This window comes from Pyxidicoccus caerfyrddinensis, from assembly GCF_010894405.1.
GTDB lineage: Bacteria > Myxococcota > Myxococcia > Myxococcales > Myxococcaceae > Myxococcus > Myxococcus caerfyrddinensis.
In genome coordinates this window covers 40,327-64,963 of record NZ_JAAIYA010000005.1, presented here as the reverse complement: position 1 = coordinate 64,963, position 24,637 = coordinate 40,327, and the positions used below count along the sequence as shown (strand labels likewise).

Here is a 24,637-nt window from a genome sequence, read left to right as displayed (position 1 = left end):
CGGCATGAAGTTCATCGAGGTATAGGCTCGCTCCTGCGCATGACTGAACCCACCGCTCCGGACGAGACACTCGACTCCATCGGCACGGCGGGGGTGCGGGTGCTTCAACGCCGGAACGGTTACCGCTTCACGCTGGACGCCGTACTCCTCGCTCACTTCGCGGCGAGCGAAAACACAGGCGCTCCAAGGCCCATCCTGGAGCTGGGCGCGGGCAGTGGCGTGGTGTCCTTCCTGCTCGTGAAACAATTCAACCTCGGCCCCGTGGATGCGCTGGAGCTACAGCCCGCGGTACACGCGCGGCTGCAGCGGGCCGTGGTGCTCAACGACTGCGAGACTCGCGTGAAGCCCCTGCTGGGTGACCTGCGGCGCATCCGTGAGCTCGTGCCCGGCGGGCACTACGCGCACGTCGTGTCCAATCCACCGTTCCGCATGGCCAACGCGGGAGTCCGCAGTCCCGACGACGAGCGCGCCGTGTCCAAGTCCGAGGTCGCCTGTGACGCAAGCGACGTGGTCGCAGCGGCCCGCTATGCGCTGACACCCGGAGGCACCGTGAGCCTCGTGTACCCCGCCTCACGCGTGGCCGAAGTCCTCGGACTGCTGACCCAGGCGAAGCTGTACCCCTCCGTGCTGCGCTTCGTGCACTCGCGCGTGGGCTCACCGGCCACCCGCTTCCTGGTGCAGGCCCTGAGAGACCGTGACAGGGGACTCGTCGTGCGCCCGCCGCTCATCGTTCACGGTGAGGCACCGGGTGGCTACTCCACGGAGGTGGCCGCGCTGATGGACCCACCGCTCGCGGAACGGGTGTCTCCCCTCTCTGGCGACACTGGCGATTGAGCCGCGCTACGGAGCGCGCGCCAGCGGCTTCGTGTTCGTCACCTGGAACCCATCACCCTCCGAAGCGGTGATGAACAGCTCGCTGCCCGCACTCACGTCGAGCGCGGTGCGCCTGCGGCTCTTCCCCACCGTGAAGACCACCTCCAGGTCATGCGCTCCGGCCTCCACGTCACGGATGACCACGCTCGTCGCGTTGCTCGCACCGCGCCGCGCTCCGTCGAGCGACACCGTGCACGGCTTCTGGCAGCGCACGTTGAGGTGTGACTCCCCTCCGCTGCGAGCCTGCCCCGCCGCTTCCAGGCTCCGGTCCTCCGTGAGCCTCAGGTTCCCCTTCGAGTCCCCGTAGAAGGTCGCCCTGGCGCCCGCGGGCATGTCCACGTAGCCGACGAAGAGCCGCCGGTTCAACAAGGCGGCATTCGCCTCCACGCGCCGGCGTCCCGGCTCCACGTCCTTGAACTCCCACGTGCGGCCATCCCGTCCCAGACCCCGGCGTCCGTCGAGCAGCACCGTGCAGTCCTCGGGACACCTCACGATGGCCACGCTCTTCTCTCCCGCTCCGACCTTCTCTCGCGGCCTCGCGCCCTTCCCTTCCGCCCATGCCGGTGTGCCGGGCGGGCTGGTGCTGCCCCGCTCCACCACGATGCGCTTGTTGCTCGCGATGAAGACCTCCGCCTCCGCCACGTCCGGGATGTCCGCGAACCCGCTGGCGAGCGGACGGCCCAACATGCCCGTGGTCTCCACGCGCCGCGTGCCTGGCGCGATGCCATCGAACTCCCACGTCGAGTCCATCACCCGCCGCCCGTGCTTCCCATCGAGCACCACGGTGCACTTCTCCGGACAGCGCACCCGGACGGCGACACCGTCCTGCGCGAGAGCCGGGACGGACAGCAACAGCAACAGGAACGGCCAACGCAGGGACATGGCGAAGGAGTCTCGCGCCAGTCCGCACCCGGGTCGAGTCACTCCGGATGCGCGTCTCCTCGGAGGTGCCCTCGGCATGGGCGCGGCCTGCGTTGGCTCGCGAGCAACCACGCCGGCCCGCCTGCTCGGCGAGTGAGGAGGGAGTGACTCCGGGTGCCATGGGGAGCGACCGACCCCAACGTACCCAGGTTTCCGGACTGGCCTCAGGCCGCCTCAAGGAGGAGTGGGAATGAACGTGGCATCCCTGACCGAGCAACCGAGCATCCTGAAGTCAGCGGCCCTGCTGCCACCGCGCCTGTCGCTCGGGACGACGATGGTGGTGCACGGGCTGAGCAAGCTCCGCAAGGAGGGGACGGAGCAGACCGCGGGCTTCTTCGAGCAGGTCGGCCTCAAGCCGGCCCGGCCCCTGGTGCTGGCCACGGGCATCACCGAGTTGATTGCGGGCGTGAGCGCCATCCTCGGCTTTGCCACCCGGCCCGCCGCGCTGGGCGTGCTCGTCACCCAGGCGTTCGCCATCGCCAAGGTCCACGGGTCCAAGGGCTTCGACAACACCAAGGGCGGCTTCGAGTTCAACCTCGCGCTGTGCTCCATCGCGCTCGGGCTGCTGCTGCGCGGGCCCGGTCAGCTCTCCGTGCACAGCGCCCTGGAGCGCAAGGTGAAGCGCAAGGAGTTGCGCCGCCTGCGCCTGCTGCCGCGCCAGCGGAGCCGCTCGCTGCTGCTGGACCTGCTCGGCTGAGCCGTCTCAACCGCTGGTATGCCTGCCCGGTGCCGCACACCCCATCACCCTGACTGATGGGGTGTGTGTCGCCTGCCCGGCTGCCGATGGGGCGAGCGCATGCCAATCGCCCCCGGACGCCCGGACGGCCCGTAAGATGCGCGGGCCATGCCCTCGTCCGTCTTCCTGATGCTGGCGCTCGCCACCACGCCGGGTGCTCCCTCGGCGCGCGAGCCCGCTTCCATCCACAACTTCTCCACAGCACAGGCGCGCACCGCCGAGCTGCTCTCCACCGCGGGCACCGCATCCGTGAAAGCCGCGCTCCGAGAGGACGCTGCTTCGAAGCCGGCCATCACCGCCGCGGGTACCGCGTCCGTGCGCGCGGCGCTCCAGAACAGCTCCGACTCCGAGGGCACGGTGGCCGCCGCCTCGCTCGCGGGCGACAGGTCCGTGAAGGCCGCGGTGATGGATGTCGCTCGGGCTCGCATCGCCAGTGCCGCCGTGCTCGCGGGCAGTGCGTCCGTGAAGGCCGCGGTTCGCGATGCCCAAGCCAACATCCTCGCGGGAGCAGCGTTCGGTGCGACGCGTGAGGCCGCGGTGAGCCTGCGTCCCGCCGCGCTCGGCACGGATGCCGTCGTCGTGGCCGCGGGCACGGCGAGTGACACCGCGAGCGTGATTCACGCGGCGGGTACCGTCGCCGCGCCTCAGGAGACGACACCCCCCGCCGCCGCGCCGGAGTCCGCACCGCCGACTCCCGACGCCATCGTCTCCGACGTCGGCCGCGTCGCCGCCGAGGCCGCGGTCAGTGCCGTGCGCGCCGCCGCCGTGGCCCTGCGCACGCCCCCCACCGCTCCCCCCGTGGTCGACGTGGACGCGAGCTACTCCCGCGGCCTCGCGGCGCTCCAGGCGAAGGACACGCGCACCGCCATCACCGAGCTGTCTGCCTGCGTGGAGGCCGCGCCCTCGCGCGTGGACTGCCGCTGGGAGCTGGGCTGGGCGTACCAGGTGGAGGGCCGCTGGACGGATGCGCTCGCGCAGTGGACCGAGGTGAAGAAGCTGGACCCTGACCACGCGGACCTGGAGACCGCGCTCGCGCAGGCGCAGGGCCAGGCCGCCCTCCAGGAGAAGCTCTCCCGCGCGCCGCAGGCCAGCAACCGCCCTCCCCCGCCTCCGGGCGCGAAGGTGCGCATCCGCGCCGTGGGTGACGTCATGCTCGGCACCACCGTGCCCGAAGGCCACCTGCCCCCCGAGAGCCCCGCCAGCGTCATCACCGGCGTGCGCCCGCTGCTCGAGGACGCGGACCTCACCTTCGTCAACCTCGAGGGCCCGCTGTGCGACGGCGGCAAGACGACCAAGTGCCGCTCCAAGGGCAACTGCTACGCGTTCCGCTCGCCTACTGCATATGGGCAGGTCCTCAAGGAGGCCGGTGTGGATGTGGCCTCCACCGCGAACAACCACTCCGGCGACTTCGGCGAGCTGTGCCGCCGCGAGACGGAGTCCACGCTCGACGCGCTGGGCATTCCCTGGAGCGGCCCGCCGGGCTCGGTGGCCACGGTGGAGCGCAACGGGCTGCGCATCGGCGTGGTGGCCTTCCACACGTCGCCCTCGTGCAACCACCTCAACAACCTGGCCACGGCCACGGCGCTGGTGAGCGCGGCCGCGGCGGAGCATGACCTCGTCATCGTCTCCTTCCACGGCGGCGCCGAGGGCAGCAAGGCGCTCCACGTGCCGGACGGGCGCGAGATGTTCTTCGGCGAGGACCGCGGTGACCTACGCACCTTCACCCGCGCGGTGGTGGACGCGGGCGCGCACCTGGTCATCGGCCACGGCCCGCACGTGGTGCGCGGCATGGAGTTCTACAAGGGCCGGCTCATCGCCTACTCGCTGGGGAACTTCGCCACCTACGGCCGCTTCACCCTGTCGGGCGCGCAGGGGCTGGGCATGGTGCTGGAGGTGGAGCTCCACGGCGACGGCCGCTTCGAGTCCGCCCGCATCCTCCCCACGAAGCAGGTGGGCGAGGGCATTGCCCAGCCGGACCCGGCGGGCGCCGTCATCCCCCTCGTCCGCGGCCTCACCTCCGAGGACTTCCCCGACACGGGCGCGCGCATCTCCGAGGACGGCACCGTGAAGCCCGCGGGCAAGGGCCCCGTCAGCGCACGCTGATACCGGGCCGCGTCCGCACGCGCTGACGCCGAGCCTTCCCGACCTCCGCGCACCCGTGCCCACGGGTGCGCCGGTTTCCTTCGGCACAGATTCCGCGTGTACCGCGAGAGACCTGTCACGTCCGGGCCGCCTGCGCCGTCCGTGTGCGGTCTCCCGATGCACGGTGAAGCCCGGCTGCTGGCCCCTCTGCCGGACGCGTGATTGCGGCTCAAAGCATGACGCGAGTCATGAGGGCGCGCGTGGTCTCCGTGCGATACAAGGATGTTCGCCGTGCGCGCACTCCGACTGCCACGTCTCTCCTCGCTTCGCGCCTTCGACCACCCCGGCTACTTCGCTGTCTGGCTGGGCGCGCTGGTCTCCACCATCGGCACCTGGATGGAAGCCGTCGCCATGGGCGTGTACGTCACGCAGGAGACGGGCCGCGCCGAGTGGACCGGCGGCATCGCCGCCCTCACCTTCCTGCCCTCGGTGATTCTGTCGCCCCTGGGCGGTGCGCTCGCGGACCGGTTCGACCGGCGCGCGTACGTGGCGCTGGGCACGGTGGTGCAGCTGCTGCTCGCGGGGGTGCTGACGCTGCTGGCCTTCACGCACCAGCTCAGCGTGCACGCGGTGGGTGTCGTCTCGCTGCTCAACGGCTGCGCGAGCACGCTCATCAGCCCGGCCTTCTCCGCGATGCTCGCGGAGCTGGTGCCTCCGCGCGACTTGCACAGCGCGGTGAGCCTCAACTCGGCGCAGTACAACCTGGGGCGCATCATCGGCCCGGCGCTGGCGGGGCTCGTGCTGGCGACGGGGGGCGCGTCCTGGGCGCTGCTCATCAACACCCTGTCCTTCCTCGCGGTGCTGGTGGCGCTGTCTCGCGTGCGGATGCCGCCGCGGGACATGGGCAAGGTGGCGCAGAATCTGTGGAAGCAGATTGCGCACGGCTTCTCGGTGGTGCGGGCGGACCCGGACATCTCGCTGATGCTGTGGGGCACGCTGCTCGTCGCGGGCCTGGTGGCGCCCTTCATCGGCCTGGTGCCGGTGTTCGCCATCCGCGAGTTCGGTCAGGGCGCTGGGGCCACGTCGATGCTCGTCTCCTGCCAGGGCGCGGGCGCGGTGACGGCGGCGCTGGTGGTGGGCACGCTGGTGGACACGCTGGGACAGCGGCGGCTGCTGGGAATCATCTCGCTCGCGATTGGCGCGGTGTCGGCGCTGTACTGGCTGTCCCCGACGCTGCACGTGGCGGCGGTGGGCATCGTCCTGCTCGGCGCCAGCTACATGATGATGATGACGGGGTTGAACTCGTACTGTCAGTCCCGCGTGCCGCGCGAGCTGCAGGCGCGGATGAGCAGCATCTACAGCATGGTGCTCGGTGGCGGGTACGCGGCGGGCGTGTGGGGGCTGGGCGCGCTGGCGGACCGCGTGGGCCTTCGCTTCGTCATGGTGAGCTCCAGCGTCCTGTTCCTCGCGCTCGTGCTGACGCTGCGCTTCATGCGGCCGCGCAGCTTCGACAACGCCAGCACGTAGACGGCCCGCGCGGTCCACCGCTGGACACGCGGGCCGACCGACACGTGCGGGCCTCGGCTCCTCGCGTTACACCCGGGCCATGCTCACGCGTCCCCCCGTCCTGGTCCTCGCGGCCCTGCTGTTGACCACCGCGCCCGCCCTCGCGCAGGAGCGCCGTGTCGCCGAGCCGCTCGGCATTGCACTCGAAGGACTCCCCTCCCCGTTCCCCGTGCAGTTCCTCCCCGTCACGCTGGAGGGCCAGGACCTGCGCATGGCGTACATGGACGTGAAGCCCACGGGCCGCGCCAACGGGCGCACCGTCATCCTGCTCCACGGGAAGAACTTCTTCGGCGCGTACTGGGAGGGCACCATCCGCGCCCTCACCGCCGCCGGCTACCGCGTCGTCGTCCCGGACCAGCTGGGCTTCGGCCGCTCCTCCAAGCCGGACATCCACTACAGCTTCCACACCCTCGCCTCACTGACGAAGAAGCTGCTCGACACGCTCGGCATCAAGGAGACCGCCGTTGTCGGCCACTCCATGGGCGGCATGGTCGCCACGCGCTTCGCCCTCATGTACCCGGAGACCACCACGCACCTCGTGCTGGAGAACCCCATCGGTCTCGAGGACTACCGCGAGAAGGTCCCCTGGCAGTCCACCGAGGCCTACTACCGCGAGCAGCTCCAGGCCACCGAGGAGGGCACTCGCAAGTACCACCAGACGTACTACGTGAAGTGGAAGCCCGAGTACGACGTCTGGGTTCAAATCTTCGCCCGGCAGCTCCAGAGCGGTGAGTACCCGCGCCTCGCCTGGGTCGCCGCCGCCACGTCGCAGATGATCTACGAGCAGCCCGTCTCCCACGAGTTCCCCCTCGTGAAGCCGCGCACCCTGCTCGTCATCGGCCAGGAGGACCGCACCTATATCGGCCGCGGCAAGGTGCCCGCCGATGTCGCCGCGACGCTGGGCCAGTACCCTCAACTCGGCAAGGCGGTGGCGAAGGCCATCCCCAACGCGACGCTGACGGAGCTTCCCGGCGTGGGCCACATCCCCCACTTCGAGGCGCCGGAGAAGTTTCACTCCGCGCTGCTCGGCTTCCTCGGGAAGTGAACGCCTGCCTGCCCTGAGGGCTGTGGGCAACTTGGGGACACCACCCACGCTCCGCGTGAAGTCTCCACCGCGCTAGAATCCCTCTCGCTCTGGGGCACATGGGCCCTGGCGCACTCGCAGGGGGGAGCCATGAAGAAGCTGCTCGGGCCGATGCTGTACATGACGGACGCGCAGTCCACGGACACGTGGACCTTCTCCGTCAACCTGTACCTCTCCGGCACGGACCCCACGAAGCCTCCTCCGCTGCGGCTCATGTTCCTCGACAGGGACGCGCAGGAGCTCCCCGGCGCCGTCATCACCGACCCCAAGCTGGCCGCCGACTTCTCCGCCCTCAAGAGCCCCATGGCCGGCGTGCTGTGGAAGTGGAACGTCTCCCTCCCTCGCGCCCCCCACCCGACGCGCGTGGCCTACCGCTTCGTCCCCGTGGACGGCGCCACCCCGCTCGAAGGCGTGGACGACGTGAAGGACGTCGTCGTGCCGGAGCGGGGCACCCAGCCGCGCGCGGCCTTCTTCTCCTGCAACGGCGGCGGTAGCGCCGAGGCGTGGAAGGCGGTGTCGAAGATGGGGCACCCCTTCGCCTGCTGGGAGGACATGCGCGAGCAGCACGAAGACGCCACCGGCGGCTTCCACCTGCTCATCGGCGGCGGAGACCAGGTGTACGCGGACTCCATCTGGTACGCCTCGCAGGAGCTGGTCGACTTCCGCAAGCTGTCCCTGGAGAAGAAGCTCATCTGCGAGCTGCCCGCCCACTTCCACGACGACATGGTCGCCCGCTACGTGGAGCTGTACTGCGAGCGCTGGAGCGGCACCGCCGGCATCGCCCCCATGCTGGCGCGCGTGCCCGGCCTCTTCACGTGGGATGACCACGACATCTTCGACGGCTGGGGCTCGCACGAGAAGCTCCAGGCCAGCCCCTGGTACCGCACCCTCTACAGCGCCGCCGCGCTCACCTTCGAGGCCTTCCAGCTCGGTGGCCTGCGAACCGCCGACAAGACGCCCCGCGAGCGCAAGCCGGGCGAGACGCACTACCTGCGCACCGTGCGCTTCACCGGCGACGAGTGCGACCTCGACGTGGTGATGCTGGACCTGCGCAGCGGCCGCACCAGCCGCGTGAAGTCCACCGGGAAGACCGAGCACGTGGTGATGAGCGAAGCGCAGTGGTCCGCCCTCGACACATGGCGCCTCGAGCACCAGGCCAGCGCGGGCTCGAAGTACCGGCACGTCATCGTCGTGTCCTCGGTGCCCCTGGTCCACCTGCGCTTCGGCCAGGCCGCCGAGCGTGTCGCGGGGATGATGGACCTGCGCGACGACATGCTCGACCAGTGGGAGTCCATCGTTCACCGTGGTGAGCGCACGCGGCTCATCATGGACCTCTTCCGGCTGGCGAAGGAGTCGTGCTGCGCGGTGACGGTCATCTCCGGCGACGTGCACGTGGGCGCGCGTGGCCTCATCCGCTCGCGCAACCCGGAGCACCTCGCCCCCGGCGTCGCCGAGGCCGCCATCGAGCAGGTGACTTCCTCCGCCATCGTCCACCCGCCCCCCGGCATGCTCGAGTTCCTCGGCATGCGCACGCTGGCGGGAGAGGGCGTGGAGGACCTGCCGTCCTTCATCCAGACGGAATTGCTCCCCGTGGGCGCCGACCACTACCTGCGCGAGCGCAACTGGCTGTCCCTGTGCGTGAAGCGGCCCACCAACGCCACCTCCCGTCCCAAGCTGTGGCTGCGCTGGGAGACCGAGCACTCCCCGCTCTCCATGCAGGTGGTGGTGGAGCCCCCGTCCCCGTCCCGGTAGCTCGCGCCGCGCTGACTCCACGGCGTGCGGGCAGGCATGCGCCCGTGCGTCCGTGGGGAACTTGGTGGGCCGGGAGCGCGCCCCGACATTGAGCCTCGTAGGAGTGTGCCGGCGTGGGGCTCTTCCCCGCGCCCTTCGACGAGGAGCGCATCATGCCCAACCGGAAGTACGACCCCCTGAAGGGCGGCAAGGAAGCACCCCACAAGCCTCCGTACGCGAAGGACCGCGTGGAAGGGGGACTGGAGGCGGACGACACGCTGCCGCTCTACTCCGCGGACTCCATCCACGCCACGAGCGAGGCGAAGTTCGCCCTCGACAGTGACGCACCCGTGGGCGGCGACGTGCCCGACATCCGCAGCCCCATCGACGAAGCCGATGAGCTGGAGCGCGAGCGCATCGGCCGCGAGCGAGCCGATGCGCGCATGGCCGGACAGGGCGAAGAGGATTAGCGCAAGCAAGGTCGCCGGGACTCGCGCACGCTCGCGAGCCCCAGCGTTGAAGCGAAACGCCGCCCAGGCGGCGAGCGTGGACAGCGAAGGGCCGCCGGGACTCGCGCACGCTCGCGAGCCCCGGCGTTGCCCTGCGACCTACTTCCCGGCGCTCGGCGCGGCGGGCTCCTCGTCCGGCTCCACCGGCGTCAGCTTGCCCAGGTTGAGCGGGCCCACCTGCTCCTGGATGGTTGCGGGGTCTCCGACGAGGACGATCTGCATCGCGTCCGGCGCCAGGTACAGCTCGGCCACGCGCTGCACCTCGGCGGCGGTGGCGTTGCGCAGGCCCTCCACCGTGCGCTCCAGCTCATTCAGCGGGCGGCGCTTGAAGTAGATGGACGCGGCGGTGGCGCCCAGGCCCTCCACCGTCTCGAAGCCGGCGGGGATGGCGCGGATGAGCCCCTCGCGCGCGGACTCCAGCTCCTTCTCCGTAATCGGCCGCTCCTTCAGGCCGGACAGCTCCTTCACCAGCTCGGTGAGGGCGGGGCCCGTCACGTCCTGGCGCACGGCCGTGTACGAGAGCAGCGGCCCCACGCCCAGGCGCGTGTCCATGAACGCGCCCGCGCCGTAGCTGTAGCCCTTGGCCTCGCGCAGGTTCATGTTGAGCCGGCTGCCGAAGAAGCCGCCGTACACGGTGGTGGCCAGCTCCAGCGCGTACTCGTCCGCGTGGCCCGCGGCCAGTCCCGGGCGGCCCACCAGCATCACCGTCTGCGCCAGCTCGGGCTTGGGCACCACGTACACCAGCTGCCGCGGCGGCGCGGCGGGCGTGGGCGGCGCGGCGGGCGGCGTGCCCGGGCCCTTCCACGAACCCAGGTGCTTCTTCGCCAGCGCCACCGCCTCATCCAGGGTGATGTCCCCGGTGAGGATGAGCGCGGCGGCGCGCGGGCCGGAGTGGCGCTGGTAGAAGCCCTTCGCGTCCGCCAGCGTCAGCGCCTGCACGGTGGCGGGCAGGCCGTCGGACATGTGGGCGTACGGATGGTCCTCGGTGAAGATGGCGTCCAGGGCCGCCAGCTGCGCGAGCATGATGGGCGAGCCGAGCTGCCGCACGAGGTCTGCGAGCTGCTGCTTCTTGCGCCGGTCGAACGACTTCGCGTCGAACTTGGGCCGCATCACCACGTCCGCCAGCAGGGCGAGCGCCGGCTCCACGTTGCGCTTCAGCACGCGCACGCCCACCTCGGCGCCGTCCGGATTCACGTCCAGTCCGGGGGACACGCCCAGGTCCGCGAAGGCGTTGTCGAGCGCCACCGTGTCCCGCTTGCCCGCGCCTTCCAGCAGCATGCGGTAGGACAGCTCGGCCAGGCCCGCCTTGCCCTTCGGGTCCTGCGCGCTGCCCGAGGCGAAGGCCACGCCGGCGAAGACGAGCGGCAGTTCCTTGCGCGTGCTCACCAGGACGGTGAGACCGTTGTCCAGCTTCGCGCTCTGGAACGTGGGCAGCACCAGGTCCGGCGGCTTGCCGGGCTCGGGCGGCTTGTCGCGGAAGGCCTCGGGGTCCTGCGCGGTCGGGGGCGGCGGGGGCGCCTCGGTGGAAGTCGCTCCCAGCGCGGGCGTGTCCGGGCTGGGCGGCGGAGGCGGCTTGGGGTTGCTGGCGCAGGCGGCCAGCGAGGCCGCGAGGAGGGCGGTGAGGAGGCGGCGCATCAGTTGCGCTCCTTCGGTTCGATGGGGGCCTGCCGGCGGGCCGGCGGTACGGCGTGGAGGATGACGCGCGAGTTGGAGGACAGCGCGTCGCGCGCGAACTGCTTCACGGACTCGGGCGTCACCTGCTCGTAGCGCGCCAGGTCCTTCGCGATGTAGCCGGGGTCGCCGACGAAGTGGTTGTAGCTCTGCAGCACGTCCGCCTTGCCGCCGCCGCCGCCCACGGACTGCAGGCCCGCGAGCATGCGCGTGTCATAGCGGGTGCGGGCGCGCTCGATTTCCTCCTGGGTGATGCCGTTCTTCCGCACCTCATCGAGGATGGCGTCCACCTCCTTCAGCAGCAGGTCCGTGGACACACCGGGGCGGGCCACCACGTCCAGCGTGAAGACGGACTGCGCGCCCTGGCTCTGCTGCGTGGCGCTGACGCTCTGGGCCAGCTGCTTCTCCAGCACCAGCCTGCGGTAGAGGCGGCTCGCCTTGCCGGTGGACAGCGCGGTGGCGAGCACGTCCGCGACGGCGTCGCCCTCCTGGAGGTACGGGGCGGTGAGCCACTGGATGGACAAGAGCGGTAGCTGCGCCACGCGCTCCTCCTGGCGGATGACCACGGGCGCGGTGAGCTTCACCGGGGCGACCTGGGGAGGCACCGGCTTCGGGTGGCTGGGCAGCGAGCCGAAGTACTTCTCCACCAGCGCCTTCGTCTTCTCGACGTCGAAGTCACCGACGATGGTGAGCGTCGCGTTGGAGGGCGCGTACCACTGGCGGAAGAAGCCCTTCACGTCGTCCACGGTGGCGGCGTTCAGGTCCTCCATCGAGCCGATGACGTCCCCGTGGTACGGGTGCGGCAACGGGAAGAGCGCATGCCACGCCTTCTCGCGGGCCTCTCCGTACGGGGCGGTCTCCGTGCCCTCGCGGCGCTCGTTCTTCACCACCTCGCGCTGGGTGTTGAGCTTCTCCAGCGTCAGGGCGTCCAGCAGGAAGCCCATGCGGTCGCTCTCCAGCCACAGCGCCGTCTCCAGCTGGTTGCTGGGGACGGTCTCGAAGTAGTTGGTGCGGTCGAAGCTGGTGGTGCCGTTGAGGTCGGTGCCACCAATCTGCTCGAGCAGGGAGATGTGCACGTCGTCCGCCACGTGCTTCGAGCCCTGGAACATCATGTGCTCGAAGAGGTGCGCGAAGCCGGTGCGGCCGGGCTGCTCGTTGTACGCACCGACGTGGTACCAGACGTTGACCGAGACAATCGGCAGCTTGCGGTCGACGGAGAGGATGACCTCCAGTCCGTTGGGCAGGGTGTACTTCTCATAGGGGATGGCGAGCGCTTCGCGTCCAGCCGCGGGCTTCGCCTCCTTGGGGGATTGCGCGAGCGCCGGTAGCCCGCTGATGACGAGGGCTGCGGCGACGAGGGCCTTCATTCGAAACAAGGTGCCTCCGGGTCTCGATGCCATGGACTCACGTCCTGCGCTTAGCACGCGACCCGGGCCCCCTGGATAGGGAATGCGGGCGGGAATGCCGGACATCGTCGAGTGGTTGGCGCCTCGTTTTCGCGACAGTCCCGCGAGGCTAGGGGAATGAATTCCAGACCCCGGCGTCCGCGGCGAGGACGACCTCTTTCCAGGCGGTGGGCGTCATCTCCCGGAGCGCCCGGGCGAGCGTCGCATCGGGCGTCTCGTCTTCGCGGGGCGCGAAGCGGGAGATGAACTCCGGGTGCGCGTCGAAGTCCGGCGCGTGGCGCAGCATCGCCGCGATGAACTCGCCGTAGGCGTTCGAGGTGACGAAGCCATGGCGCCGCGCTCGTGAGACTCCGGCGAGGGCCCGGTGCATGGCCTCTGACGCGTCGAGGCCGGCGAGCGTGGCCGGATGCCGGGCCCGCAGATACTGCACCACCCACTCCGCCAGCTTGCCGTCGCGCGCCCGCTGGAGTGCCGCCATCTGCTCACGTCGAATCACCAGCAAGAATCATCCTCCGGCGTGGACCTCCGCGGGCCACTTCGCTTGACGCTGGAGTTGGAGAACCTAGCATTCGGGCCCCGCTCGTCAGAAGGCTCGATGCCGGATTACCCCTCGAAGATACGTCCCGCGCAGTTCGCCGACGTCAACGTTCCCGCCCCCTTCAATCCCGGCCCGGTCCAGGCGTGCAATGCGCCCCCGCAGTGCGCGATTACGCAGCTGTGGCTGTCCCCCGCCAGCGCCCTGCCTCAATCGTTCAATCCGAACAACAACCCGGAGGTCGCCGCCGCGGACCGGGGGCGCTACCGCGTCGCGCCGACGGTGGATGACATCAGGATTCACTGGGAGCTCTCCGGCCGCGAGTACGTCGAGTCCCTCGAGCTGGAGTTGTACAGGCACGACGACATCCCGGCAGTCCCGCTGTGGACGAAGAAGATCGACTTCGCGGGCCTTGCGGCGAAGAACGGAGACACACCGTTCAACTCCCTGGACGACCTGCCCGTGGAGCGTGCGTGCAGCGACCCGTCCGCCGCCGCGCCGGTCATCGCGCGCCACTACGTCCCGACGGAGTTCCCCGACGACTGTCTGACGGTCGAACACTCCCCCTACAAGCTCAAGGCCACCATCACCCCGCGTCCGGGCAATGTGGCCACCTACCCCGTCCGCTGGCTCTACATCGACGTGCTGGTGGGCGACATCCTGCTGGAGCTGGGCCCCGGCGCCATCGTCCCCAACATGCCCTTCATCGGCATGCCCGCCGAGCGGCAGGACTTCGAGCGGCGCAACCAGATTGTCCACGCGGAGCTCGCCCAGCAGCTCGCGGGCTCGATGAGCATCGACGCGGGCGGCGACGCGCTGCAGGTCCTGCTCGAGAGCAACGTCTTCGGGCGGGACTCGTGGGAGTGGTACAGCAACGCCTTCTTCTCCGCGTACGCCGCGCTCTGGGGCGATGGCCCCATCATCCCCATCATCGCCAGGGTGCAGGTGAGGGACGCCGCCGGCGCGAGCGTCGACGCGCCCAGGGCGTTGGGCAATGCCCGCTTCCTGTGGGACTGGGAGGGCGCGAAGCATTCGCCGGGCACCATCCCGGACAAGGACGTGAAGGCCTTCCTCGCTGACGCCGTCCATTACAAGCCTGGCGACTGGCCGCACGGGCTCGACAACTGCCACGTGGACCATGGAGGCAAGCGCGGCCCCGGCTCGAGCCCCGTCTTCGAGCCCAACGGAGCGCCCGTCGATTCGCCGCAGGCCGCCAACGGCTACGCGAAGAACACGGTCAACCCCATCGCCGCGCAGATGCCCTTCAAGGTCGAGGCCGCGGGCACCCGCACCTGGGCGGCGTACAGCTACGCCCGCACCGAGGGCCTTGGCGCGGGCCAGACGGGAGTGCCCTTCCGGCCGTCCCGCATCGTCGGAGATGGCTACACGCTCACGTGTTACTTCGCCCCGTCGAACGTGAATCTGGACGTCGCCAACAGGACGGCCGCGGAGCTGCGCGCCGACGCGGGAACGCTGCCCCATGCGACGAGCCGCGAGTTCACCGTCCGCCGTCTCATGCAGGTCGCCCGGCACTGGAAGAAGACCGCCGCGATTCAGCAGGGCATCTTCTCCTGGGACCGGGTGAAGGCGCTGCTCGGACACACGGGCATCGAGCTCCGGGTGCCACCGGCCGCCTCGGTCGTCGTCGCCGTGGACTACCAGAACGCCTTCCAGCGCTCGTGGGACGCGATTCACATGCTCCCGCGCTGCGCCTGCCTGCCTCCGGCCCAGCAGGACGTCAATGACTGGGGTGTGAACTTCCGCGACTACGCGCAGTTCGTGGCCGAGGTCGAAGCGCACGTGCACCGGTGCCGCGGCTTCATCACGAGCGACATGGACATCTCGCATAACGCCATCGTGCTGCGTCAGCGCACCGGGTTGGGCATCCACACGCGGCTCTGGTACTCGGACGACCTCATCCTCGAGGACGCGAACCTCCTGGGGAAGCCGGACCAGGAGATTGCGAAGGCCCTCCTCAAGGAGCACAAGCTCACCAGCGAGAAGCTCTACAAGGAGAAGTGCAAGGAGTGGTCGTCCACGATTCTGCACGACGTCTGCGATGAGCTCACCGACCCGGACATCGAGGGCCTCCACCTCTTCCAGTTCGACTATCAGGACAACTTCCTGAACTGGTCCATGGCCGCCGAGGCCTACACCTCGAGGACCAACCGCACGACCTGTAGGGAGTGCGCGAATGTCCTGACGGTGAAGCAGCGTGAAGAGCGTGAGTGCGCCTGCGGCACGCGGCTGCGGGGCAACAGCGGCATCGTCTCCATCTACCCGTGGAGCCGCTATCAGGACGCCCGGACCTGGCGCGAGCAGGGCTTCGCGCTCCTCGGGAAGATGGTCGGCGCGACGCCGGAAATCTCGATGACCCACGAGATTGGCCACCACCTCTTCATGCCGCATGCGCCGCCGGGGACCTCGAAGGCCGGCTCGCATCCGACGTTCCACGACGACGGCACGTGGACCTGCATCATGAGCTACAACGTGGCCCAGGCCTCCTCGCTGACCTTCTGCGGGTTGTGCACCCTGCGCATCCGGGGCTGGAGCATGGGGGCCACGCCCGCGCCCACGGGCAATGAGGTGGCCACCGCGCTCGCCCAGCCGCAGCAGTCGGCCCGGGACCCCCTGCTCCTGGCGGTGGACCCCGACGCGGCCGAGTGGATTGGCAAGAAGACCGCGGTCGAGATTGCCAACAGCGTCCCGCTCCAGACCTCCATCCGGAACCGGGTCCAGCGGGCCACGCGGATGGCCCAGGACCTGCGGATTCACGACGCCGCCACCGTTCCGCTCCACAACAGGGCGAGGCAGAACAGGCACCCGTGAGGGTGCCGGTTCCAGGCGCTTCGCTCAGTGTCCGCGAGCCTCACGCTCGGCGCGATACGCGTCGATGGTGAGGTTGCGGACCTTGGAGCTGCGCCCCGCCTCGTTGTGGACGAAGCCCACGCTCGCGACATACGGCTCGATGACGCGAATCTTCTGCAGCGGCGTGACGATGAGCAGCTGCAGATTGAGCCGTCGGAACAGCTCCAGTCCGTAGGACGCGGACTCGTCCGAGCCCCGGCCGAAGGCCTCGTCGATGACGACGAAGCGGAACGAGCGCGAGCGTGTCTCGCCCCACTCCAGGCCGAACTGGTAGGCGAGGCTCGCGGCCAGCACCGTGTACGCGAGCTTCTCCTTCTGGCCACCGGACTTGCCGCCCGAGTCCGTGTAGTGCTCGTGCTCGCGGTCGTCCTCGCGCCAGCGCTCGGAGGCGGAGAAGCTGAACCAGTTGCGCACGTCCGTCACCCGCCGCGTCCAGCGCGCGTCCGCCTCCGCGCTGCCCTCGCGTCCCCGGAAGCGCTCGATGATGCGCTTCACCTCCAGGAACTTCTTCTCCGAGTACGCGTCGTCCTCGGGCGCGGACAGCGTGCCTTCCGTGCACGCACGCAGGTCCGCCTGGAACTCGCGCACGTCCGCGTCCGCCCCGGGTGAGGCTTCGAGGAGGATGTACCGCCCCGGGTTGTAGTCGATGGCGCGGAGCGAGCGGTTGATGGTGTCGATGCGCTCACGGATGTCCTGGCGCTCGCGGAGGAGCTGACCCTGGAAGTTCAGCACCTCGCGGATGGTGTTCTCCGTGAGCAGGCTCTTGAAGCGCGTCTCGAAGCGCGGCAGGTCATCCGTGCGCAGCGCCTTGAGCATGGCCGCGTACTCGCCGGCCGCGTCGAGGCTCGCGTCCACCTCCTGCGTCTCCAGTGGGAAGTCCGCGCGGTAGGTCTGCATGGCGCGGATGATGGCCTCGCGGCCGCGCTCCATCTTCCGGCCTTCCGCGTCGATGCGCTTCTGCAGCTCCTCACGGAGCTGGCGCTCGCGCTCGTCGCCCGGGTCCGCCTCCAGCGCGGCGCCGCCCGTCACCTCGGAATAGAGCGCTTCCACGCGCGGGTAGCACGCGCGCACTTCCTCGGTGGCCTCCTGCCGGGCCTTCTCGTACGCGGCCAGGGCCTTGCGCGCGGACTCCTCCTGCACCTCCAGGCGGGCCTGACGCTTCTCCACCTCCTTCAGCTTCGCCTCGGTGCGCTCCAGGGCGCGCTCCTGCTTCGTGAGCTGGCCTTCCAGCGTGTGGAGCACGTCGGACGCGGACTCCAGCTCGCGCAGCCCCTCCTCCAGTCGCTGGAGGTCGACGGCCACGGGCTTCCAGTCCAGCTCGCGGAAGGCATCGAAGACGGCGAGCTGGCTGAGCAGCTCCCTCCGCCCTTGCAGGCCCTTGCGGCGGGACTCCAACTCCAGGGCGCGCGCGGTGACGGCGGACAGGCGCGCCTCCAGCGAGCGGGCCTCGGCTTCGAGCGCCGCGCGCTTCTGCTCGTTCGTCCAGCCGAGCACGTAGCGGGAGCGGTCATCCAACCGGAAGCGGTCGTCCTTCTCGTGCTGCTCGCCGCCGCGCTTGAGCTGGCCGGAGCGGGTGAGGGCCTGCCGCTCGCGCCGGAACTGCTCCAGCGTGTCGCAGCAGGCGTAGTCGAAGCGCCGCGCCAGCTCGGCCTCCAGCCACCGGTACATGCCGGAGTCCGGCTTGATGGCCAGCTTGCGCAACAGCGAGTGCGGCTGGAGCTGAGGCACCCGCGCCGCGCCCTCCTCCTTCACCCGGTAGTAGACGAGCCGCCCGTCCAGGTGCGTGCGCTCCACCCACTGCGCCACCTTCGAGTAGCAGGCGTCCGATACGAGCAGCGACGTGCCGAAGCCATGCAGCACGCGCTCGATGGCGCCCTCCCAGTCACGCTCCTCCTCGCGCACCTGGAGCAGCTCACCCGCGAAGGGCAGTGCGTCCGCGTCCAGCCCCAGCTCGGCGCACATCCGCTCGCGCAGCGCGAGCATGCGCGATGGCAGGTTGGAGCGGCGCCGGCGCAGCGACTCCAGCTCCGCGCCCACCTCCGCGTGCTTCTGTCCCAGCCCGCGCAGTTCCACGCCCACGTCGGTGAGCGCAGCGTGCGTTCGCGTCAGCTCGCCCTCCCCTTCCGTGAGCAGCGTCTGGATGGCGCGCGTGTTGGAAAGGAAGGTGTCCGCGTCCGCCGCCGCCGGCAGTCCCGCCGAGGTGGCGAGCTGCGCATACCGCTCCGCCTTCTGGAAGCGCGCATCCCGCTGGCGCCGCCGCTGCGCCAGGTCCGCCTTCACCGTCTCCAGCCGCGTGCCTCCGTTGGCGGCGATGGCCTGCTTCAACCTGTCCCGCTCCGTGCCCTGGCGGCGACGCTCGTCCGCCAGCTCTCCGGCCTCCAGCCGTGTCTGCTCGCGCTCCGTGCTCCAGCCCGTGAGCTGTTGCTCCACGAGCTTCGCCTTCTGCCCCGCGAACCAGGGGCGCAGCGCCTCGCGGCTCTTGCGCAGGGTGGCCAGTTCGCCCGCGAGCGACTCGTGCTTTTCGCAGTCGCGCACCAGTGGCTCCAGTTGCGCCATCTGCTTCTTCGCCTTGAGCACGGCCTCGTGCGCGCGATGCAGGTCATCGAAGTGGCCGATGAGCGCCGCGAGCCGGGGCTCCACCGCGGACGGCTGGAGCATGTGCTGGCGTACGAAGTCGGTGAGGTTGCCCACCGCCTTCATCGACACCGTCTGGTGGAAGAGGTCCAGCGCCTGCTCGTCCTTGATGCCGAAGCGCCGCCGGAAGGCCGCCGCGTAGGGAGGGAAGGTCTCATGCACCTCGCACTTCAGTGCCTTGAGCCGCTTTCGCAGCGCGGCGATGTCCGCGCCGAAGCCCGCGAAGTGCTCGGACACGGAGAGCTTCCCGTCCGCGACGATGTACATGCGCGCCGGCTGTCCTTCCGCCTCGCGCATCCACAGCACCTGGGCCAGGGTGACGTGCTGGTCATAGCCCTCGTTGTAGAAGTGGCCGAGCAGCACGGAGTAGCTCGTCCCGTCGCGCAGGAAGATGGGCTTCGCGCCGTGCCCGCCCTCGCCGCGCTCGGACTTGTACTGGCCGAGCACGTACGAGCGCAGCGTGCGCTCGCGCGACTCGGCACCGGCCGCCTTGTTGTAGGCGAGCTTCTGCGGCGGCACGAGCAGCGTCACCACGCCGTCCACCAGCGTCGACTTGCCGGAGCCGATGTCGCCGGTGAGCAGCCCGTTGTCGCCGCCGAGCCCCAGGTGCCAGACGCGCTGGTGGAAGGTGCCCCAGTTGTAGGCCTCGAAGCGGTGCAGCCTGAAACCCGCGCGCGCGTCGGTGGCGCCGAGGTCGAGCAGGTCCGCCTGGTTGAAGGAGTGTGCCGTGCTCATTGCGTGGCTCCGTTCACCTCGGTGAGGTGGGCGAGCAGGTGGGCGCGGTAGTCCGCGAGCTTCTGCTGGAAGGTGTCCAACCACTGCGCGTCGACGAAGGCCTTGAGGATGCGGCGCACCTCGTAGGCGTCGTCCCCGCCGCGCAGCTTGCGCAGGAAGCCCAGCTCGATGACCCGTGCCAGGTCCGCGTCCAGCTTGTCCATCATCCGCGCCTCGTTCGTCCCCTCGGGGAGGAACAGGCGGACCAGGTCCAATATCTCCTCGCGCCGCAGCACCAGCCGGTGCCCGCCCGCCGTGGCCTCGGCTTCAGCGAGCTTCTTGCGGAGCAGCGCGAGCAGCAGGCTCACCCCGTAGCCGAGCTGCCTTCGCGCCACGAGGTGCGGCAGCGCCGCGCCGCCCTCGGAAGAGGGCTGCTGGCGCAGGTACGCGTAGCCCTCCGTCTCATCGAGCACGAGCTGCAGGCCGAGCACCGCCACGTGCTCGCGCACGCGCGCCTGCACGTTGAGCAGGCCGTGCCAGAGGCTGACGTCGCCCTCCTGGTAGACGACGCCCTTCATCAAGGCGACCAGCACGAGGGACAGGGAGTCGCAGGAGTCCGCGGGACGGGGAGTGTTGTTGGGAGTCATCGGTGGAAGAGCACCAGGGGAAGGGTGATGCGGCGCGCGCGGCCTCGCGCATCCGTCCAGGTCAGCGTCTGGGTTCGTGAGTCCTCGAACAGGGCGGTCCGGTCGTCGGACGCGAGGTCGAGGTAGGCCACCAGCTCGGCGAGGCCTTGCTGGAGCGGGGCTTCGTGAAGCACCTCCGCGAGCGACACCTGCTCGCGTGTCTGGAGCGCGTGGCGGATGGTCTCCCGCAGCCGCTCCTTGTCGATGAACGCCTGGGCGAAGAGGGCTTCCGCCGGCACGTCCTCGCTGGCCTCCAGCACGTCGGCGTCCGCCATGCGCAGCCGCACGGGCGGTGAGAAGAGGGGCCGCTCCAGGGGTAGCTCCACGGACGGCGACGGCTCGTCGATGACCATGAAGGCCCGGCCCGGCGGAGGCTGGTGGCGCACCGCGAGCGCGTGCTGCTCCACTCCGCGCAGCAGTTGCATGATGCGGCGGTTCTCCAGCCACGCACGGTCATCCAGGTAGCGCCGGAGCTGCTCCGACAGCCGGGCGACGGTGCGCTGTGTGTGTTCTCCCGTCTCCAGCCAGTCGAAGTGGATGCGCAGCAGGCGCGGGTCCGGCTTGAGCGCCTGGACAGCGGGGAGCGCGAAGACGCGCTCCAGCTTGCGCGTCAGTTCCTCCTGTCGCGTGGGGGACATGAGGAAGTCCCAGAACGCACGGAAGCTGCGCCCCTGGTCCGAGCCGCTGATGGCGTCATGCTCGGAGAGCACGGTTTCGAGCAGCTCGCCCTGGGTGCCCTCCCAGGTGGCGATGCGCTCGCGCACCACGCGGTCCAGCTCGCGGAAGCCGTGCTCCAGCTCGCGGAAGTCGGAGAGCAACCCGAGCGCGGTGTCCGCCATCTGCTGGAAGCGGTCCTTGAGGGCGGCCTCGTCCATCAGCTCCACGTGGCCGGCGCGCACCTGGGCCATCTCCGCCTCGATGTCGGCCTTACGGCGCTCCAGCTCGGCGAGGCGGGCCTTGGGGTCCACCTCGGTGCCATCCGTCATTTGCTCCAGGAGTGCGAACACGGTGCGCAGCCGCGACTCCGTGCCCACGAAGGAACGGTCGGCCAGCTGTGACAGCCATCGGATGGCGCGCTCGGCGGCGGAGGTGAGGTCGAAGTGGGGCTCGTCCGTGTCGGGCGGGTAGAACTTGCGCAGCCAGCCGCGCCCGTCCTCCGCCCAGTCGTCCAGGTACGCCGTGGCCGCGCGCGGGAAGGCGGCTTCACCGAGCCGCTCGCGCAGCGTGTGGAGGTGGTCCTCCAGCTTCAGCACCAGCTCCCGCTGGGGCAGCGAGCGCGCGTTGGCCTCCAGGAAGCTGCGGTGCAGGAAGCTGGCGATGAGCGGCGCGTGGTCCGCGACGAGCAGCCGCCACGCGGGGTGCTGATGTCTCAGCGTATCGAGGGTGGCGAAATCCATCACACCTCAAGCCATACAACCCGGGACTGACATGGACATGCGGACGACCCTGGAGGGTTGATGTGCCTCTGTGAGCAGGCGAGCAGGCGTGATGATTCATTGCCGCCTCCACACGTCGGAAACGAGCACCGAGCAGGCAGGCATTGCTGGCCATGGACCTCGCGAGCCGTGGCGTGGGGCGTGAGACATGTTTCGGACGCACCCCGTGGGTGGCTCCGGCACGTTGAGGCTCCGGAACGTGGACCGCCGAAGGGCACGGCTGCTGGATCAGCGCCACGCCGGGACGCCCTGGAGCCCTCTGGCCCGCGCGGCACGGGCCGAACCCACCTCTGACGGGGATGTCAGGGGGACTGTGGCGCGGTGGCAGGGCCGGCCAGTCCTTTCAGGTGGTTCCCCATGGCCTGGGACTTGCTCACTGGCGCGGGCCCATGACGTCCCACGTGACATGGCGGCCCGTGAAGCCGCTGCCGTCCATGCCGGAGTTCCTCGCGCCGCTGCCGCTGCTGGCCGTGGGGCTGATGGCGGTGAACGACCGCTGGCTCAAGCCCGCGCTGCACAACGCGCTCACCGGGAAGCTGTCGGACGTGGCCATCTGCTTCTTCCTGCCACTCTATCTGTCCGCGCTGCTGGCCCTGGTGACGCGCTGGCCCCGGAGCACGCGGGTGGGGCTCGGTGCCGTCGCGACGGCGCTCCTCTACACCGCGCTCAAGGTGTCGCAGCCCGCGGCGGACCTGTTCTGCGACGTCCTGCAAGTCATTGGCGCACCGCTGGGTTTCAGGGGCCCGTTCCACGCCGTCGCGGACCCCACGGACCTCATCACCCTGCCCTTCATCGGAGCGGCGTTGCTGTACGGCCGGGCCGCCGCTCCCCGCATCCCCGGAGCTTCGACATGAGTCCCCTGCTGAAGAACGTCGCCACCATCACCACGCTCGCGGCCACCGCCCTGCTGCTCATCGCCGACTCCGAGCCGGAGGTGTGCAGCCGCTCGGAGGAGGACGTCACCTTCGTGGTGAAGGAGAACACCTGCGGTGAGGACGGCACCCTCCACCTCGTGGTGGGACAGGACAGTTGCAGGGCCGACGTGGAGGTGGCTCCGAAGCTCGGCCTGCCCGCCTCCGTCACCGTCCCCGAGACGGGCGCGCTGTGGAACGGCGGCTGGATTCTGAACGGCGAGATGGAGGTCGCCGAGTCCCCCGACGGAGGCTCCGAGCCGCCGAGCGATGGAGGCGCGCCTTCGGTGCGGGTCTTCCGGAGTTGCGAGAGCCTTCCCGGTGTCGGAGGCATCCTGCGCCTGGAGTGCAAGGACAGACGGGTGTCGCCGGGTCAGGCCCCGGAGCAGGTCTCGCAGTATCCCGCCTGCTCCGCGGTGCTCACCCAGCAGTAGCGCGGAACACCCGGGCGGCCAGGCGGGCAGGCCCGTGGAGCCGCGCCTTCGTGCGACACTGAGGGGCATGTCCGTGGACGTGTCCCCCAACGCGCTGGCCCGCTGTGCCACCCACCCCGACGAGCTCGCTGGCGCCACCTGTCAGCGCTGCGGCACCTTCGTCTGCGGCGCGTGTACGACGTGGCTGCTGGGTGCGCTGTACTGCCCCGCGTGCGCCGCGCGCCCGGAGGTGAACTACCTGGACACCTTCCGGCTGAGTCTGTGGGGCAAGCGTGACAGCGGGGCGTGGTTCGTGGCGGGCTGCGCCGTGATGGCCATGATGGGGGGGCAGGCGGCCTTCATCGAGAAGGACGTGCCCACGCTCCTGGGGATGCTGGTCGCCCTCGCGGTGTGCGTCTGCTTCTTCCTGGGCATGCGGTGGGCGCGCTACGGGCTGCTGCTCCTGCCCGTCGCTCTCGCCATCCAGGCCGCGCTCGCGCTCGTCTTCGCCATGGTGGTGGTGTTCATCTTCCTCTTCATCTTCGCGCTGCAAATCTTCCTCGACCCGCGCAACAAGCTCTTCTTCCGCGTGCAGGTCCCCGAGCGCGCACTGCGCCGGCTCTGGGACTTGCGGGTCAACAACCCGCTCGCGCGGCATGCGGTGTCGATGGGCGTGCTCGCGTACTTCATGCCGCTGTTCGCGCCCGCCGCCGTCATCTGCGGAGTCATCGCGCTGCGGCGCGTGGACCCCAACGCCCGGCCTCCCATCGGTCGGCGCGCGTCCTCCATCTTCGGCATCGTGCTTGGGATGGGAGCGATGGCGATGTGGGCGCTGGTCGCCGTGCGCCTCATCGGCTCGGGCGGCCTGCACTGGATGACGTAGCATCGGATGCTATTGCAACGCGCAGTTGAATAAAGCGAGCGGACGGGCGTCGGGAGCGCATCCACCACCGCAATGGTGGGAGCACTCCCTTTCCCCGCGCAAGGTCACCGCGATGAACACTCGCATGCTCTGGAAGCTCGCCTCGCTGTCGCTCGTGCTGTCCTCCTCCTCCGCCCTGGCTGACAGCAGCTGGCACAATGATGGATTCATGCGGAAGGACGTCGACTTCGAGGCGCAGGAGCGGGCCGCAGAGGACCGGGGACTCTCCTTCGGGCTTCGCGCCGGGTTCGGAGCGCCCTTCGGCAAGTTCGGCTCGATGGGTGGCTCCTCCGGTGGAGACGTGGGTGACTCCGTCTCCGGTGTCATCCCCTTGCAGGTCGATGCGGGGTACTTCTTCAACTCGAACCTCTACCTGGGCGCGTCCTTCCAGTACGGGCTGGGCTCGCTCAAGGAGGACTGCACGGAGGGCGCGAGCTGCAGCGCGCGTCAGCTCCGCTTCGGCGTCAACCTGTCCTACCACTTCCAGCCGAGCGAGACGCTCCGGCCCTGGGTGGGCGCGGGCGTGGGCTACGAAACGCTCGACCTGGGTGTCTCCACGAGTGAGGGTCCGCTGGCCGCCAAGGTGACGACCTCCATCCGGGGCTTCGAGTTCGCCTTCCAGGGCGGTCTCGACTACCGGGTGAACAAGCTGTTCTCCGTGGGTCCCTTCGTCACGCTCACGGCGGGGCAGTACGCCACCGTCAAGAGCAGCATCGAAGTCGATGGCGACGGCGGCTTCTTCGAGGACGCCGAGGAATCGGACGACATCGAGAAGAAGGAGTTCCACGCCTGGCTCCAGGGCGGCGTGCGGCTGCAGCTGCGGTTCTAGCCTCCTGACCCGCCTGCCCTCCTGCCGAGAGTGCAGGTGCCACCCCGGCCTCCCGGCCCCGCGTGAAGTCCGTGTCGCATCTTCCGTCAGGGAGACGCCGTGCACGTGCC

At 69.9% G+C, this 24,637-nt stretch carries 19 protein-coding genes; 12 read left to right on the top strand and 7 right to left on the bottom strand.

All coding sequences use genetic code 11. The features are described 5' to 3' along the window. Positions 1–39 precede the first annotated feature (39 nt). Positions 40–834 (top strand): tRNA1(Val) (adenine(37)-N6)-methyltransferase, encoded by a 795-nt coding sequence (locus tag G4D86_RS13150; RefSeq protein ID WP_163993358.1) that lies wholly within the window; start codon positions 40–42, stop codon positions 832–834. Positions 835–840: 6 nt separating this feature from the next. Here the strand turns inward: G4D86_RS13150 and G4D86_RS13145 are convergent, their stop codons facing one another. Next, positions 841–1,755: a hypothetical protein gene (locus G4D86_RS13145; protein ID WP_163993356.1), complete on the bottom strand. Its 915-nt coding sequence runs from the start codon at positions 1,753–1,755 to the stop codon at positions 841–843. A 229-nt stretch (positions 1,756–1,984) separates the two neighbouring features. Here G4D86_RS13145 and G4D86_RS13140 point away from each other — a divergent pair, with 229 nt between their 5' ends. The 6 genes from G4D86_RS13140 (at position 1,985) to G4D86_RS13115 (ending at position 9,463) form a co-directional block, all read left to right on the top strand. After that, positions 1,985–2,491, top strand: coding sequence for a DoxX family protein (locus tag G4D86_RS13140; RefSeq protein WP_163993354.1), 507 nt, complete (start codon positions 1,985–1,987; stop codon positions 2,489–2,491). Between the two features lie 147 nt (positions 2,492–2,638). Then, a complete protein-coding gene (locus G4D86_RS13135) occupies positions 2,639–4,633 on the top strand; it encodes a CapA family protein (protein WP_163993352.1) in 1,995 nt (664 codons plus the stop codon). A gap of 270 nt (positions 4,634–4,903) precedes the next feature. Then, positions 4,904–6,139 carry an MFS transporter gene (locus G4D86_RS13130; protein ID WP_163993350.1) on the top strand — a complete coding sequence of 412 codons (1,236 nt, stop codon included), beginning with the start codon at positions 4,904–4,906 and terminating at the stop codon, positions 6,137–6,139. A 79-nt stretch (positions 6,140–6,218) separates the two neighbouring features. Then, on the top strand, positions 6,219–7,223 hold the full coding sequence (locus G4D86_RS13125) for an alpha/beta fold hydrolase (protein ID WP_163993348.1): 1,005 nt from the start codon (positions 6,219–6,221) through the stop codon (positions 7,221–7,223). 129 nt (positions 7,224–7,352) lie between these two features. Continuing rightward, on the top strand, positions 7,353–9,014 hold the full coding sequence (locus G4D86_RS13120; RefSeq protein ID WP_163993346.1) for an alkaline phosphatase D family protein: 1,662 nt from the start codon (positions 7,353–7,355) through the stop codon (positions 9,012–9,014). Between the two features lie 152 nt (positions 9,015–9,166). Then, positions 9,167–9,463: a hypothetical protein gene (locus tag G4D86_RS13115; RefSeq protein WP_163994168.1), complete on the top strand. Its 297-nt coding sequence runs from the start codon at positions 9,167–9,169 to the stop codon at positions 9,461–9,463. 138 nt (positions 9,464–9,601) lie between these two features. Here the strand turns inward: G4D86_RS13115 and G4D86_RS13110 are convergent, their stop codons facing one another. The 3 genes from G4D86_RS13110 to G4D86_RS13100 form a co-directional block, all read right to left on the bottom strand. Continuing rightward, entirely contained in the window at positions 9,602–11,137 is a 1,536-nt protein-coding gene (locus tag G4D86_RS13110) for a M16 family metallopeptidase (protein ID WP_163993343.1), read from the bottom strand. Beyond that, entirely contained in the window at positions 11,137–12,540 is a 1,404-nt protein-coding gene (locus G4D86_RS13105; protein ID WP_163993341.1) for a M16 family metallopeptidase, read from the bottom strand. The genes G4D86_RS13110 and G4D86_RS13105 overlap by 1 nt, the downstream gene beginning before the upstream one ends. 148 nt (positions 12,541–12,688) lie before the next feature. Further along, the gene (locus tag G4D86_RS13100) at positions 12,689–13,075 is read right to left on the bottom strand and encodes a hypothetical protein (RefSeq protein ID WP_163993339.1); all 387 of its coding nucleotides are present in this window, start codon (positions 13,073–13,075) and stop codon (positions 12,689–12,691) included. Between the two features lie 99 nt (positions 13,076–13,174). Between G4D86_RS13100 and G4D86_RS13095 the strand changes: the two genes are divergently transcribed. Further along, positions 13,175–15,943 carry a hypothetical protein gene (locus G4D86_RS13095; protein WP_163993336.1) on the top strand — a complete coding sequence of 923 codons (2,769 nt, stop codon included), beginning with the start codon at positions 13,175–13,177 and terminating at the stop codon, positions 15,941–15,943. Between the two features lie 24 nt (positions 15,944–15,967). On the opposite strand, the gene G4D86_RS13090 is transcribed toward G4D86_RS13095, so the two are convergent. From G4D86_RS13090 to G4D86_RS13080, 3 genes are read right to left on the bottom strand one after another with little or no spacing between them, the layout of a single operon-like run. Beyond that, positions 15,968–19,351 (bottom strand): ATP-binding protein, encoded by a 3,384-nt coding sequence (locus G4D86_RS13090; protein ID WP_163993334.1) that lies wholly within the window; start codon positions 19,349–19,351, stop codon positions 15,968–15,970. Continuing rightward, positions 19,348–19,977: a DUF4194 domain-containing protein gene (locus G4D86_RS13085; protein ID WP_163993333.1), complete on the bottom strand. Its 630-nt coding sequence runs from the start codon at positions 19,975–19,977 to the stop codon at positions 19,348–19,350. The genes G4D86_RS13090 and G4D86_RS13085 overlap by 4 nt, the downstream gene beginning before the upstream one ends. After that, on the bottom strand, positions 19,974–21,413 hold the full coding sequence (locus tag G4D86_RS13080; RefSeq protein WP_163993330.1) for a DUF3375 domain-containing protein: 1,440 nt from the start codon (positions 21,411–21,413) through the stop codon (positions 19,974–19,976). Before G4D86_RS13080 ends, G4D86_RS13085 begins: the two co-directional genes overlap by 4 nt. Before the next feature lie 428 nt (positions 21,414–21,841). Between G4D86_RS13080 and G4D86_RS13075 the strand changes: the two genes are divergently transcribed. The 4 genes from G4D86_RS13075 (at position 21,842) to G4D86_RS13060 (ending at position 24,527) form a co-directional block, all read left to right on the top strand. Continuing rightward, positions 21,842–22,306, top strand: coding sequence for a hypothetical protein (locus G4D86_RS13075; protein WP_240360220.1), 465 nt, complete (start codon positions 21,842–21,844; stop codon positions 22,304–22,306). Beyond that, positions 22,303–22,797, top strand: a complete 495-nt coding sequence (locus G4D86_RS13070) for a hypothetical protein (protein WP_163993329.1) — start codon at positions 22,303–22,305, stop codon at positions 22,795–22,797. The genes G4D86_RS13075 and G4D86_RS13070 overlap by 4 nt, the downstream gene beginning before the upstream one ends. Before the next feature lie 67 nt (positions 22,798–22,864). Then, positions 22,865–23,659 (top strand): hypothetical protein, encoded by a 795-nt coding sequence (locus tag G4D86_RS13065; RefSeq protein ID WP_163993326.1) that lies wholly within the window; start codon positions 22,865–22,867, stop codon positions 23,657–23,659. Positions 23,660–23,783: 124 nt separating this feature from the next. Beyond that, positions 23,784–24,527 (top strand): outer membrane beta-barrel protein, encoded by a 744-nt coding sequence (locus G4D86_RS13060; protein ID WP_240360219.1) that lies wholly within the window; start codon positions 23,784–23,786, stop codon positions 24,525–24,527. The last annotated feature ends 110 nt before the right edge of the window (positions 24,528–24,637 follow it).